Origin of the sequence: Streptomyces thermovulgaris (assembly GCF_002155915.1) — a bacterium.
GTDB classification, from domain to species: Bacteria; Actinomycetota; Actinomycetes; order Streptomycetales; family Streptomycetaceae; genus Streptomyces; species Streptomyces thermovulgaris.
On the sequence record NZ_MUME01000239.1, the window covers coordinates 1 to 14,041 of the forward strand.

Sequence of the window (14,041 nt, forward strand, 5' to 3'; positions counted from 1 at the left end):
CCCGCGCTTTCGCGCCGGCCTTTTGCGGAAGGCCGCTCCCCCCGGCCCCCGGACCCGTCCGGGGGCCTTTCGGCCGTCGCACGGCGGTCGCCCCGGCCGGAGCCGCTCCCCGAAGCCATTCCATCGGGTGGGCAATGGGCCATCCGGCTGACGCGGGCCGCACCCCCCACTAGGGTGCCGCCCATGCGGTCCGGCACTTGGCCCATCGGCATTGCGATGCCGGTGACGGGTGCCACAGTGGGGGAGTGGACAACATCGGGACAGTCGGGAGGGGGTGACGTCCGGTCGTGACCGGTATAGGTGGGGGGGAGGTCGGTGCGCGGACCGCGCGCTCCCGGGCCCTCGCCGTGCTGCGGGTCCGCAGCCGGGCGCTGGCCGTCGCCCTGCTGCCCGCTGCCCTCGCCGTGATCCTGTTCGTCGGTGGTTCCACCGGCCATCTCCCGGGCAGGGGCTGGGACCTCGCCCGCTGGGCGGTGGCCGCCGTGGCGGTCGTCGTCCTGCTTCTGGCCGTCGGCGTCGGCCTGGTCGTCGCCCGGGCCCGTCCCGCCGTGAGCCCCACCGTCCCGATACCGGAGGAGTCGGCCCCGGACCTGTACCGCCTGGTGCGCGACCTCGCCGCCCGCCTCGAGGTGCCCGCCCCGTCCGCCATAGCGCTCACCCCGGACTGCGACAGCTGGCTGGAGGACCGTACGCACCCCTCCCACGGGCCTGTCCCGGGCAAGGACCGCTCCGGTGAGCCGAAGGCCCCGCGCCGTGCGGTCTCGCTCCGCGCGCGCCGCACGGTGCAGGCCCCCGTCCTGGTCATAGGCTCCCCGTTCCTGTGGTGGATGCGCGTCGGCGAGCTGCGGGCCGTGCTCGCCCCGGTCGTCGCCGGTACGGGGCCCTCGGTGCAGCCGGACATAGCCGCGGCCCGCCGTTTTGTCCGCGGCCTGGACGCGGCGGTCGCCGTCGCCTCCGCGCCCGGCCGCCGTCTTCCGCTCCGCGCGGTGTACGCGGGGCTCGGCTGGGTGGTCCGGCTGCTGCTGCGCGGCTGCCGGGAGCACGCGGCCGGGATGGAGCGCGCCGTGGCGGCCGCGGCCGCCGAGCGCGCCCAGGTGGTGGACTACGGGCTCAGGATCGTCGCCCAGGAGCAGGTGGGCCTGGCGTACGCGGGCTGGGACCGGCTGCTGACCCGGGTCGCGCTCCCCGCCTGGCGCATGGGCCGCTGGCCCTCCCGGCTGGACGCGGGGGTCGTCGCGGCGCTCACCGAGCTGTCCCGCCGCGACCGCCTGGCCGAGGGCTTCACCTCCCGGCTCGGCGAACGCCCCGCCTGCGACCTGCTCGAGGAGCCCGGTTCCGTCGACGAGGCCGCCTCGCTGCTGGCCGCGCGGCTCTTCCACGGCGGTCCCGCCGAGCGCGGCCCCGACTGGTCCCCGGTGGACTGGCGGGAGTACCCGGACGAGGTCGTCGACCGGAAGTGGCGCACCGACGCCGCCCGCCTCCAGCGTGTCCTGGACGCCCTGGGCATCCGCCGGGCCTCCGGCTCCGCCGCCGAGGCGCACGGACCGACCCTGGCCCGGATACTGGAGCACCTGTCCGCCCCGTCCTCCGGGGCCTCCGGGGCCTCCGGGGCCTCCGGGGCCTCCGGGCCGGGGGGATCCCCCGCCGGCACCCCCGGTTCCGCCCCGTCCGACCCGTCCCGTGCAAAGACACCCGGAGCGGAGACGTCCGGCGCGGAGACGTCCGGAGCGGAGGACGGCCTTGTCGCACCCGTCGCACCGGACGAGGACACCGGACCCTGCACCGAGCGCGGCGCCGCCCTCGTGGCGGGCCTCAGCGCCGAACTGGCCCGGGAGGAGCGCGCCGCCCCGGCGACGCGCACCGGCCCGCTCTCCGCCGCCCCCGCGTGGGACGAGGGCGCGCTGCCCCTCTTCCCGCTCGAACCGCCCCGCACCGGCCGGGAACTCCTCGTCGACCACGTCACCGCGATGGTGTGCTGCGCCGCGATGGACACCGCGGGCGCCACCCCGGGCCTCGACTGGCTCGACGGTCCCGCCCTCCTGATCAACGGGGAGAAGGCCGCCGACCTCGCTCCCCGGGTCCTCGCCCTGGTCGAGAACGGCGATCCGGGGCCGCTGCGGACCTGGCTGATCGATTCGGGCATACGTCTGGAAAAACCGATCAGGCTGGCCTGACCTGCGTCCCTGCCGGATCCGGCCCGCGCCCGCGCCGCATCCGCGACCGTATGACCGGACCCTCTGCTTCCACTTTCGGCCAATTCGCAACGAATAGTGACAGCATGCGTGCGTCATGTGATGTGCTGGGATCGCCGACGCGCGTGGCAAACGCGTCCGACATACGACACGACAGCCACCGACAGACCCGCACCGCCGCACGGCCGACCACGGGGGCATGGCAAGGGAGGGGAAACGGGCATGGGACCGCAGCGGATCCGCCGATGGGAGTCGGGAGCACTCGCACACGCCGTGACGGATCCCTTCGGCCAGGGCCCCCTTCCCTGGCTGCGCGGCAACGAGATGTACTTCGACGACACCGGCCGTCTCGTCCCCTGGTACGTCGACCCGTCCCCGCAGACCCTGCCCGGCACCTCCCGCATCCCCGCCCCCCGCGCCTCCGAGGGGGGACCCCGCTCGGCCGACGACGTCCACCGGCAGATCAAGGGCTTCATCTCCACCGACGCGGTGACCCCCGGCGAGACCATCGACTTCCACATCACGGTCGACCCGCCCCAGCAGTTCAGCGTCGACGTCTACCGCATCGGCCACTACGGCGGCGACGGCGCCGCCAAGATCACCAGCAGTCCGCGTCTGCCGGGGATCGTCCAGCCCCCGCCGCTGACCGCCGGCCGCACGGTCTCCTGCCACCACTGGTGGCTGTCCTGGCGGCTGACGGTCCCGTCGTACTGGAACGTCGGCGCGTACGTCGCCGTTCTGACCACCGCCAACGGCTACCGCTCCCACATCCCGTTCACCGTCCGCGACGACCGCCCCGCGGACCTGCTGCTGCTCCTGCCCGACCTCACCTGGCAGGCCTACAACCTCTACCCGGAGGACGGCCGCACCGGCGCCAGCCTCTACCACGCCTGGGACGAGGAGGGCCGTCTGCTCGGCGAGGACGACGCCGCCACCACGGTCTCCTTCGACCGCCCCTACGCGGGCGCGGGCCTGCCCCTGCACGTCGGCCACGCCTACGACGTCATCCGCTGGGCCGAGCGCTACGGCTACGACCTCGCCTACGCCGACGCCCGCGACCTGCACGCCGGCCGTGTCGACCCCACCCGCTACCGCGGTCTGATCTTCCCCGGCCACGACGAGTACTGGTCGGTCAACATGCGCCGCACCGTCGAGCGCGCCCGGGAGCACGGCACCTCGCTGGTGTTTTTGTCCGCCAACACCATGTACTGGCAGGTGGAGCTGGGTCCCTCCCCGTCCGGCGTCCCCAACCGCCTGCTGACCTGCCGCAAGCGCCAGGGCCCCGGCCGGCCGGTGCTGTGGCGGGAGGTCGACCGCCCCGAGCAGCTGCTGCTGGGCATCCAGTACGCCGGCCGTGTCCCCGAGCCGCACCCGCTGATCGTCCGCAACGCCGACCACTGGCTGTGGGAGTCGACGGGCGTGAAGGAGGGCGAGGAGATCGAGGGCCTGGTCGCGGGCGAGGCGGACCGTTACTTCCCGCGTGTCCCGCTGCCCGAGTACCTGGACCGCATCCTGCTCGCGCACTCCCCGTACACCGACGCCGCGGGGGTTGTGCGCCACCAGGACACATCGCTGTACCGCGCGCCCTCCGGTGCCCTGGTCTTCGCCTCCGGCACCTTCGCCTGGTCCCCGGCCCTGGACCGCCCCGGCCATGCCGACGCCCGTATCCAGCGCGCCACCGCCAATCTCCTGGACCGCATCTGCAAGCGGGACTGACCCGCTGCTTCGGCCCTCCGTCCGATACGGGAGAATCAAGGACATCGGCCAGAACAGCGGGGAGGAAACTTGTCCGGATTCGTTGAAAAGCCCGAACCGCTTCAGGTTCCGGGTCTGGTGCATCTGCACACCGGCAAGGTGCGCGACCTGTACCAGAACGAGGCGGGCGACCTGGTGATGGTCGCCAGCGACCGCCTGTCCGCCTACGACTGGGTGCTGCCCACCCAGATCCCCGACAAGGGCCGCATCCTCACGCAGCTGTCCCTGTGGTGGTTCGACCAGCTCGCCGACCTGGTCCCGAACCACGTCCTGAGCACCGAGGTGCCCGAGGGCGCCCCCGCCGACTGGGAGGGCCGCACCCTGGTCTGCAAGTCCCTGCGGATGGTCCCGGTGGAGTGCGTGGCCCGCGGCTATCTCACCGGCTCCGGGCTGGTCGAGTACAACGAGTCCCGCACGGTCTGCGGCGTCACCCTGCCCGAGGGCCTGGTCGACGGCTCCGAGCTGCCCGGCCCGATCTTCACCCCGGCCACCAAGGCGGAGGTCGGCGAGCACGACGAGAACGTCCCCTACGAGGAGGTGGCCCGCCGGGTCGGCGTGGAGACCGCCGCCCAGCTGCGCCAGCTCACCCTCGCCCTCTACAGCCGCGCGCGGGACCTCGCCCGCGACCGGGGCATCATCCTTGCCGACACCAAGTTCGAGTTCGGCTTCGACGGGGACACGCTGGTGCTCGCCGACGAGGTCCTCACCCCGGACTCCTCCCGCTTCTGGCCGGCCGACCAGTGGCAGCCGGGCCGTCCGCAGCCGTCGTACGACAAGCAGTTCGTCCGTGACTGGCTGACCTCCGCCGAGTCCGGCTGGGACCGCACGAGCGAGCAGCCCCCGCCGCCGCTGCCCGAGCGGATCGTGGAGGCGACCCGGGCCAAGTACGTGGAGGCGTACGAGCGGCTGACGGGCACGAAGTGGTCGTAGGACGGCCGTAGGAGACACGGGCGCGGGACGGCCGTGGGAAGAACCGGCGCAGGACACGAACAAGCCCCCGGCGGGAGCCGGGGGCTTGTGCCGGAGCGGACGACGAGGCTCGAACTCGCGACCTCAACCTTGGCAAGGTTGCGCTCTACCAACTGAGCTACGTCCGCGTTGCGCCGTGGCGCGACGCCAACTATACCCAACCTCGCTCCCGCGCGAGACGAACCGCCGCATGACGGTTCTCCGCTCCCAGCTTGGTCATGGCCGACGACAGATAGTTCCGCACGGTCCCCGGCGACAGCGCGGCCCGCTCGGCGATCTCCGCGACCGGCGCCCCGTCGGCGGCGAGCTCCAGCACCTCGGCCTCCCGAGCGGTCAGCGGCGAGTCCCCGGCGGAGATCGCTTCGGCGGCCAACTCCGGGTCGACGTACCGGTTTCCGGCGTGCACGGTACGGATGATCTCGGCGAGCTGCTGGGCGCTGACGGTCTTGGGGACGAACCCGCGCACCCCCGCCGCGAGCGCCCGCTTCAGATGGCCGGGCCGTCCGTGGCCGGTCACGATCAGCACCTGGCAGCCGGGCACCTCGGTCCGCAGGGATGTGGCGACCTTCACACCGTCCGCGCCCGGCATCTGCAGGTCCAGCACGGCCACATCGGGCCGGTGCGCCCGCGCCATGGCCAGCGCCTCCGGACCGCTCGCCGCCTCGGCGACGACCAGCAGGTCGTCCTCCAGGGAGAGCAGCGCGGCCAGCGCGCCGCGGATCAGATGCTCGTCGTCGGCCAGCAGCAGCCGGACGGGTGCCGAGGACGCCGTCATGCGGTGACCTCGCTCATCGCACGGGCGGCGGATTTGGCGGCGGGCGGCAGCGGCACCTCGGCGGTCAGCCGGAACCGGCCGCGGCCCGCGGGGCCGGCGCGCAGCGTGCCGTCGAGCTTCGACAGCCGCTCGCGCAGCCCGGCGAGTCCCGAGCCCGGCCGGTCGCCGCCGGAGGCCTCCCGCGCCCCGTCGTTCTCGACGCACAGCTTTGCCCGGCCGTCGGCGACGCGCAGGGACACGGTGCACTGCCGGGCGTCGCCGTGCCGGAGCACATTCGTCGTGGCCTCGCGGACGACCCAGCCGAGCGCCGACCGCACCGGGGCGGGCAGACCGGCGTGCGATCCGGTGACCGTGCAGTCGATGCCGGCCGCCGCAAGCACGCTCCGGGCACCGGCGAGTTCGGCGGCGAGATCGGCCTCGCGGCAGCCGCGGACGACCTCGCGCACCTCGCGCTGCGCCTCCTGGGCGAGCCGCTGCACCTCGATCATCTGCTCCACCGCCTCGGGCCGCCCGCGCCGGCCCAGCTGCACGGCCAGCTCGGCCTTCAGCGCGATCACCGCGAGGTTGCGCCCCATCACGTCGTGCAGATCCCGCCCGAACCGCAGCCGCTCCTCGGCGACGGCGAGCCGCGCCTCGACCTCACGGGCCCGTTCGGCCTCCCACAGCACGCCCAGGGTCCATGCCCCGCAGCGCGAGATCAGCAGCGAGACGCCCGTGGCGAAGGCGATCATCATCCCGGTCATGAGGGTGTCGGCGGTCCGCCCGCCGACGAGGACGACCCCCGCCATGAGCACCACGGCCAGGACGGCGGACCGGCGCAGGGCCACGGGCACGGGTACGACCAGCCCGTACAGGGGGCCGAACGAGAGCAGGGCGGCGCCGAGCGCCATCCGGGCCGTCCACGGGGCGATCCCCCCGACGGCGGTCAGTGCCAGGGGCAGAACGAGCCCGAGACCGAACAGACCGACGGCCGGCCACAGCGCGCGGACGGGCAGGGTGGCCCGGCCCAGGTAGTGGTCGAGCGCGGGCCGGGTGAGCAGGTTGACGGCGACGCCCTGCAGCACGCCCACGACGAGCAGGAGTCCGCCGAGCGCCAGCGGCAGCCGACGGTGCCGCACTTCCGAGGTCAGGGGCAGCACCAGCCACAGGAGCGTGAACACCCAGACCGTGGCGTACCACATGATCACGCTCTGCAGCTCGACCCGTTCGGCCTTGCTGCGCTCCCGCCAGTGACGCCGCTGCCATCTGCGTATTCCGTCGAACACCCCGGTCCTCCCCTGCGCGGTCAGCGCCGTGGCTCCCACCGGAACCACCGTCGTACAGCAAACACCCCGAGTCCCAGCCAGGCCAGGGCGACGGCCACCGCACGCAGTGCGTCGACGGTGCTCAGGTCGCCGGTCCAGCCGCCCCTCACCAGCGTGATCACCGGAGTCAGCGGCAGCAGCTCGCACACGGCGGCCAGCCGGTTCGGCAGCAGCTCCGGGGGGACGAGCAGCCCGGAGCCCACCATCGAGACCAGCAGCAGGGGAAGCGAGGTGACCTGCGCGCTCTCGGTGGTCCGGGTGAAGCCCGCGGTGACCGCGGCGAGCAGCACGCACAGCACGAGGCCCGCCACCAGCCCGGCCGCGACGAGGTGGACCGCGCGCGGGGCGGGCACGTCCAGCACCGCGCCGCAGGCGCCGGCCAGCAGCAGGCACTGGGCGAGGCCGAGGACGACGGCCGGCAGCGCGGCCCCGGCGAGGATCTCGGCATCCCGCGGCTCACCCGTGCGCAGCCGTTTGAGCACCAGCTGCTCGCGCTGCCCGACGAACACCCCGATGAGCGTGGCGTACACCGCGAACAGCAGTGCGAAGCCGATCGAGGCGGGCAGGACGACCAGTCCGACGGTCAGTCCGATGTCCTCCAGGTTCATCCGTTCGGCCGCCGACCGCACACTGAACGGCAGCACCAGCGGGACGAACACGGCCCCCACCAGGGCGCTCCTGCTGCGGCCCAGCAGGGTCAGCTCGGCGCGGGCGAGCGCGGCCATCCGGCCCGCGGAGGTGGTCGTCACGGCGTTCATGCGGCGTACTCCTCCCTCTGCTTCTCCTCCTTCGGTTCCTGCGCCCGCGGCGCGGAGACGTCCCGCGCGATGCCGAGGAACGCCTCCTCCAGCGAGGCCGACCGCACATCGAGTCCGCGCAGCTCGACACCGGCCCGCCGGGCCCACAGCAGCAGTTCCGTGGCCGTCCGCTGGAGGGTGCGGGTGCGCAGCCGTACGACGCGGCCGTCCGTCTCGTGCCCGGTCACTCCGAGCTCGGCGAGGGGCGGCAGGTCGCCCAGGGCAAGGCCGGCCGGCAGCTCGAGGGAGATCCGGGACGGCTGGGCGGCCGTCACCTCGTCCGGGGTGCCGGCGGCGGCGATCCGCCCCTCGTGCAGGATGGCCACCCGGTCGGCGAGCGCTTCGGCCTCCTCCAGATAGTGCGTGGTGAGCAGCACGGTCGTGCCGCCGTCGCGCAGCGCCCGCACCAGCTCCCAGGTCTCCTGGCGTCCCTCGGCGTCCAGCCCGGTCGTCGGCTCGTCCAGGAACAGCACCTCGGGCCTGCCGAGCAGCGCGAGCGCCAGGTCCAGGCGGCGCCGCTCCCCGCCGGACAGCTGCTTGACCCGTACGTCCGTCCGCCGCTCCAGGCCGACCAGCGCCAGCGCCTCCCGGACCGGGCGGGCCCCGCTCACGCACCCGGCCCACATCCGCGCGGTCTCGCCGACGGTCAGCTCGGAGGGGAGGCCGCCCTCCTGCAGCATCACCCCGGTGCGCGGCCGTACGGCGGCACGCTCGGTGTACGGGTCGTGCCCGAGGACACGCACACGCCCTCCGCTGGGCGGGGCCAGGCCCTCCAGCAGTTCGACCGTCGAGGTCTTGCCGGCGCCGTTGGTGCCCAGCAGGGCGAAGATCTCCCCGCGGTCCACATGGAACGTGACGCCGCGCACCGCCTCGAACCCGCCCTCGTACACCCGCCGCAGATCGGTGACTTCCATCACGTGATCGCTCGTGTCCATGGCTTCAGCATCCCGGCGGCCGGGGCGCGGCGGCAGTGCGCGGTGTCATCGCTCGGCATGACAAATGTCAGAACGGGCCAGGGCCGGAAGAGGACCGGAGCGAGACAGGAACGAGATCGGAACCAGGAGGGAACAGAGCCGGAACGGAACCGGAACGGAGCAGGCGGACGACGGAAGAGCACAAGAAAAGACCCCGGTCCGACGGACCGGGGTCTTTTTCCCGAGCGGACGACGAGGCTCGAACTCGCGACCTCAACCTTGGCAAGGTTGCGCTCTACCAACTGAGCTACGTCCGCATTGCCTCCGATCGGCTCTCACCGACCGGCGCTGTCACCACCCTACCCGATCCGGATGAGCGGACGGAACCGGCGGTGCAGAGCGGGTGACAGGAATTGCACACTGCGCCTCCCCCCTGGAAGGGGGTTGTTCTACTACTAAACTACACCCGCGTGGACTTCCGTGGGCCTCGGCCTTTCGGCCTCGCCCCTCGGCGCGCTCCAGACATTAGCTGATCACCAGGGGGGTTGCGCAAGTCGCTTGTCCCCAGGGCCCGCTGACGCCCCCTGGGGCCGGCCCCGGAGCCGGTCCGCCCGCGCGCGGGGCGGACGTCCCGCGGGACTCCCGCCGGCCCTCACCGGGCCGCGTTGAACGCCTCGTAGATCTTCTTGGGGATGCGGCCGCGCGCCGGCACGTCCAGCTTGTTGGCCTGCGCCCAGGCCCGGACGGCCGCGGGGTCCGGGGCGACCTCCGTCTGCCGGTACGCCTTGCCCGACCTCGACCGCTTCCGGCCCGCCTGCACATACGGCGCGAGCGCCTTGCGCAGCTTCTCGGCATTGGCCTGGTTCAGGTCGATCTCATAGAACTTGCCGTCGAGTCCGAAGGAGACCGTTTCCGACGCTTCCGAACCGTCGATGTCGTCGAAGAGAGTGACTACGACACGCTGTGCCACGAATACCGGTCCCTTCGTATGGCATCTCTGCGGCCATCTGCTCCGTCATGCCGCGCACACGATGCGCATGAGGCGCGAAGAAGGCCGCCGGATGCCGACTGTTCGGCTGTTATCGGGAAAAGTATCGGCTGTCGCCAATTCATTTGTACAGTGCCGGGCAATGCCAGGGGAAGTCGAACTAAATCCCTCCGCGTGTCCTCGGTCAATACCGGCTCCGCGACGAGCACGAAACTTTCCCAGAACTTTTCACGAAGACCCCCGCCGATGCCGGGCCGTGACGGCCGTCTCGTAGCTTCCTACGAGGCTACCCGCGTAGAAACTGTGGGCGGGTAGTCTGAAGGAACCTGCTCAGCACCACACACCGGGAGTGCCAGTGGCACGCGTCGTAGTCGACGTCATGCTCAAGCCGGAGATCCTCGACCCCCAGGGCCAGGCGGTGCAGCGCGCACTGCCGCGACTGGGTTTCGAAGGCATCTCCGACGTACGTCAGGGAAAGCGATTCGAACTGGAAGTGGACGGGCCGGTCGACGACGCCGCTCTCGCCCGCATTCACGATCTTGCCGAATCCTTCCTCGCCAACACCGTGATCGAGGACTTCACCGTCCGGGTCGAGTCCGATGACGCAGTCGCGGAGGCCGTGAAGTGACCGCTCGTATTGGCGTCGTCACTTTCCCGGGCAGCCTGGACGACCGGGACAGCCGGCGCGCGATCCGTCTCGCGGGTGCCGAACCGGTCGCCCTCTGGCACAAGGACAAGGACCTCAAGCAGGTCGACGCGGTCGTCCTGCCCGGCGGTTTCTCCTACGGCGACTATCTGCGGGCCGGCGCCATCTCCCGCTTCTCGCCGGTGATGGAGACCATCATCGAGCAGGCGAGGGCCGGAATGCCGGTCCTGGGCATCTGCAACGGCTTCCAGATCCTCACCGAGGCCCACCTCCTCCCGGGCGCGATGCTCGGCAACGACCACCTCCACTTCATCTGCCGCGACCAGAAGCTGCGGGTGGAGAACGCGGAGACGGCCTGGACCGGCGACTACACCGCCGGCCAGGAGATCCACATCCCGCTGAAGAACATGGACGGCCGGTACGTCGCCGACGAGTACACGCTCGACATGCTGGAGGCGGAGGGCCGCGTCGTCTTCCGCTACCTCGACTTCAACCCCAACGGCTCGCTCCGCGACATCGCCGGCATCACCAACGAGGCCGGCAACGTCGTCGGCCTCATGCCGCACCCCGAGCACGCCGTTGAGCCGCTGATCGGCACCGGCCGCACCGACGGCCTGCCGTTCTTCACCTCGATCCTCAAGAAGCTGGTCACCGCATGAGCAGGACGCCTCTGGACACGGTCGAGCACGCGGCCGCGACCCCCGACGTCGAGCTGCCCTGGGCCGAACTGGGCCTGAAGAAGGACGAGTACGAGCGGATCGTGGAGATCCTGGGGCGCCGTCCCACCGGCGCCGAGCTCGCCATGTACTCGGTGATGTGGTCCGAGCACTGCTCGTACAAGTCCTCCAAGGTCCACCTCCGCCAGTTCGGCGAGAAGGCCCCCGAGAACGACGTGCTCCTCGTGGGCATGGGCGAGAACGCGGGCGTCGTGGACGTCGGCCAGGGCTACGCCGTCACCTTCAAGGTGGAGTCGCACAACCACCCCTCCTACGTCGAGCCCTACCAGGGCGCGGCGACCGGCGTCGGCGGCATCGTGCGCGACATCATCGCGATGGGCGCCCGTCCGGTGGCCGTGGTCGACCCCCTGCGCTTCGGCGCCGCCGACCACCCCGACACCAAGCGGGTGCTGCCGGGCGTCGTCGCCGGCATCGGCGGCTACGGCAACTGCCTGGGCCTGCCCAACATCGGCGGCGAAGTGGTCTTCGACGCCTGCTACCAGGGCAACCCGCTGGTCAACGCCGGCTGCATCGGGGTGATGCGGCACGAGGACATCCACCTCGCGAAGGCCTCCGGCGCGGGCAACAAGGTCATCCTGTACGGGGCCCGCACGGGCGGCGACGGCATCGGCGGCGCGTCGATCCTCGCCTCCGAGACCTTCGACGCTGAATCCGACAGTGCCTCCGGCACGGGCAAGCCTCGCAAGCGCCCCGCCGTCCAGGTCGGCGACCCCTTCCAGGAGAAGCTGCTCATCGAGTGCACCCTGGAGGCCTTCGCCGAGAAGCTGGTCGTCGGCATCCAGGACCTCGGCGCGGCCGGTCTGTCCTGCGCCACCTCCGAGCTCGCCTCCAACGGCTCCGGCGGCATGCGGGTGATCCTGGACGACGTCCCCCTGCGCGACTCGACCCTGTCTCCCGAGGAGATCCTCATGAGCGAGTCGCAGGAGCGCATGTGCGCGATCGTCGAGCCGGACAAGGTCGACCGCTTCCTGGAGATCTGCGAGAAGTGGGACGTCATCGCCACCGTCATCGGTGAGGTGACCGACGGCGACCGCCTGGAGATCTACTGGCACGGCGAGAAGATCGTCGACGTGGACCCGCGCACGGTCGCGCACGAGGGCCCGGTCTACGAGCGCCCCTACGCCCGCCCGGAGTGGCAGGACGCCCTCCAGGCCGACGACGCGGGCAAGCTGCCGCGCCCGCGGACGTCCGAGGAGCTGAGGGAACAGGTCCTGAAGCTGGTGGCGTCCCCGAACCAGGCGTCCAAGAAGTGGATCACCCAGCAGTACGACCACTTCGTCCAGGGCAACACCGTCCTCGCCATGCCCGAGGACGCCGGCATGATCCGCATCGACGAGGAGACCGGCCTCGGTGTGGCCATCGCCACGGACGGCAACGGCCGCTACACCAAGCTCGACCCGTACACGGGCGCCCAGCTGGCGCTGGCGGAGGCGTACCGCAATGTCGCCGCGACGGGGGCCAAGCCGCTCGCCGTGTCCGACTGCCTGAACTTCGGCTCGCCCGAGGACCCGGCGGTGATGTGGCAGTTCGCGGAGGCCGTACGCGGTCTGGCGGACGGCTGCCGGCAGCTCGGGACGCCGGTGACCGGCGGCAATGTCTCGCTCTACAACCAGACGGGCGAGGTGGCGATCCACCCGACGCCGGTCGTGGCGGTCCTCGGTGTGATCGACGACGTGTCCCGCCGGACGCCGGTGGCCTTCCAGGAGGAGGGCCAGCTGCTGTACCTCCTCGGCGACACCCGCGAGGAGTTCGGCGGCTCGGCCTGGTCGCAGGTGATCCACGACCACCTCGGCGGCCTGCCGCCGAAGGTCGACCTGGAGCGCGAGCGCCTGCTGGCCGAGATCCTGATCGCCGCCTCCCGCGACGGCATGATCGACTCCGCGCACGACCTGTCCGACGGCGGCCTGATCCAGGCGGTCGTGGAGTCCGCCCTGCTGGGCGGAAAGGGCGCGCGTCTGATCGTGCCGGACGGCCTGGACGCGTTCACCTTCCTCTTCTCCGAGTCGGCCGGCCGGGCGATCGTCGCGGTGCCGCGCTCGGAGGAGGTCCGCTTCACCGACATGTGCCGCGCCCGCGACCTGCCCGCCACCCGCATCGGTGTCGTGGACGGGGACGCGGTGGAGGTCCAGGGCGAGTTCGTCCTGTCCCTGGAGGAGCTGCGCGAGGCCCACGAGAACACGATCCCGTCGCTGCTGGCCTGAGCGCCCTGCGACGGTGAGGACCCCGCCGTGCGGACGGGCACGGCGGGGTCCTTCCGTGCCCGGGGCCGGGCGCCGGCACCGGAAGGGCGCGGCCGGGCGCACACGGGCGTGAGCGGACGCACACGGGCGTGAGCGGGTACGGCGCGACCGTTGAGCGGGCGCACGCGGGTGCGGGCGGACGCACGGGGCTTTTCACGGGCCTTTAGAGGGGGCCTGAGCGTCCGTGCCGGAAGGCAATAGGCTCACCGTCATGCCACCGGCCAGGAAACGCACCCGGACCTACGACCCCGTCAGGACCCGTACCGCCGTGCTCGCCCAGTTCGGGCACCTGCGGCAGGCGGTACGCACCCTGGACGAGCGACAGCTCGCCCTGCCCACGCGCCTCGGCGACTGGACCGTACGGGACCTGGCCGCCCACATCGTCCTGGCCGTCGCGGGCGTCGGCCGGGCCCTGGAGCGGGACGAACCGGCCAGGCCCGACCTGGCGCTGCTGGACCACCCGCCGACGACCGCCGTCCACGCCGCCGCCATCGCCGCGAGCTCCCGCGAGCTGGCCGGGCGGACCCCCGGCCTCGACGCCCTGTACGCCCGCACCGAGGAGGAGCTGACCCGGCACCTCGCCGCCGCGCCGCACACCCGCGTCCTCGCCCTGCGCGCCGGTGCCATGACCCTCACCGACTACCTCGTCACCCGCACCGTCGAACTCGTCGTCCACACCGACGACCTCAACGCCGCCGTGCCCGGTCGCAGGGGACCTCCAGAC

Annotated in this window: 12 protein-coding genes and 3 tRNA genes; 7 read left to right on the plus strand and 8 right to left on the minus strand. The window is 72.3% G+C overall.

Annotated features, from left to right (window positions below):
* The first annotated feature begins 287 nt into the window (after positions 1-287).
* From CCN35_RS18840 to CCN35_RS18850, 3 genes are all read left to right on the plus strand, one after another.
* Entirely contained in the window at positions 288-2,174 is a 1,887-nt protein-coding gene (locus CCN35_RS18840) for a hypothetical protein (RefSeq protein ID WP_086793633.1), read from the plus strand.
* 240 nt (positions 2,175-2,414) lie between these two features.
* Entirely contained in the window at positions 2,415-3,908 is a 1,494-nt protein-coding gene (locus tag CCN35_RS18845) for a N,N-dimethylformamidase beta subunit family domain-containing protein (RefSeq protein ID WP_067398788.1), read from the plus strand.
* Positions 3,909-3,977: 69 nt separating this feature from the next.
* Positions 3,978-4,877 (plus strand): phosphoribosylaminoimidazolesuccinocarboxamide synthase, encoded by a 900-nt coding sequence (locus CCN35_RS18850; protein WP_067398790.1) that lies wholly within the window; start codon positions 3,978-3,980, stop codon positions 4,875-4,877.
* Positions 4,878-4,971: 94 nt separating this feature from the next.
* On the opposite strand, the gene CCN35_RS18855 is transcribed toward CCN35_RS18850, so the two are convergent.
* The 8 genes from CCN35_RS18855 to CCN35_RS18890 all read right to left on the minus strand — a co-directional run bounded on the left by CCN35_RS18855 (position 4,972) and on the right by CCN35_RS18890 (position 9,676).
* Positions 4,972-5,044, minus strand: a tRNA-Gly gene (locus tag CCN35_RS18855).
* Between the two features lie 23 nt (positions 5,045-5,067).
* The gene (locus CCN35_RS18860) at positions 5,068-5,691 is read right to left on the minus strand and encodes a response regulator transcription factor (protein WP_067398793.1); all 624 of its coding nucleotides are present in this window, start codon (positions 5,689-5,691) and stop codon (positions 5,068-5,070) included.
* Positions 5,688-6,995: a sensor histidine kinase gene (locus tag CCN35_RS18865; RefSeq protein ID WP_245863268.1), complete on the minus strand. Its 1,308-nt coding sequence runs from the start codon at positions 6,993-6,995 to the stop codon at positions 5,688-5,690. The genes CCN35_RS18860 and CCN35_RS18865 overlap by 4 nt, the downstream gene beginning before the upstream one ends.
* Complete coding sequence (locus tag CCN35_RS18870) at positions 6,977-7,753, minus strand: ABC transporter permease (RefSeq protein ID WP_067398795.1); 777 nt, start codon at positions 7,751-7,753, stop codon at positions 6,977-6,979. The genes CCN35_RS18865 and CCN35_RS18870 overlap by 19 nt, the downstream gene beginning before the upstream one ends.
* Complete coding sequence (locus tag CCN35_RS18875) at positions 7,750-8,727, minus strand: ABC transporter ATP-binding protein (protein ID WP_067398797.1); 978 nt, start codon at positions 8,725-8,727, stop codon at positions 7,750-7,752. Before CCN35_RS18875 ends, CCN35_RS18870 begins: the two co-directional genes overlap by 4 nt.
* Positions 8,728-8,950: 223 nt before the next feature.
* Positions 8,951-9,023, minus strand: a tRNA-Gly gene (locus CCN35_RS18880).
* Between the two features lie 81 nt (positions 9,024-9,104).
* Positions 9,105-9,176 (minus strand) — tRNA-Gly (locus CCN35_RS18885).
* Positions 9,177-9,358: 182 nt separating this feature from the next.
* Entirely contained in the window at positions 9,359-9,676 is a 318-nt protein-coding gene (locus tag CCN35_RS18890; RefSeq protein ID WP_067398799.1) for a histone-like nucleoid-structuring protein Lsr2, read from the minus strand.
* Positions 9,677-10,049: 373 nt separating this feature from the next.
* Here CCN35_RS18890 and purS point away from each other — a divergent pair, with 373 nt between their 5' ends.
* The 4 genes from purS to CCN35_RS18910 form a co-directional block, all read left to right on the plus strand.
* Positions 10,050-10,322: a phosphoribosylformylglycinamidine synthase subunit PurS gene (purS, locus tag CCN35_RS18895; RefSeq protein ID WP_067398801.1), complete on the plus strand. Its 273-nt coding sequence runs from the start codon at positions 10,050-10,052 to the stop codon at positions 10,320-10,322.
* On the plus strand, positions 10,319-10,999 hold the full coding sequence (gene purQ / locus CCN35_RS18900) for a phosphoribosylformylglycinamidine synthase subunit PurQ (protein WP_086793635.1): 681 nt from the start codon (positions 10,319-10,321) through the stop codon (positions 10,997-10,999). The genes purS and purQ overlap by 4 nt, the downstream gene beginning before the upstream one ends.
* A complete protein-coding gene (gene purL, locus CCN35_RS18905) occupies positions 10,996-13,278 on the plus strand; it encodes a phosphoribosylformylglycinamidine synthase subunit PurL (RefSeq protein ID WP_086793637.1) in 2,283 nt (760 codons plus the stop codon). Before purQ ends, purL begins: the two co-directional genes overlap by 4 nt.
* A 250-nt stretch (positions 13,279-13,528) precedes the next feature.
* On the plus strand, positions 13,529-14,041 hold a 513-nt coding region (locus CCN35_RS18910), incomplete at its 3' end, for a maleylpyruvate isomerase N-terminal domain-containing protein (RefSeq protein WP_143631648.1).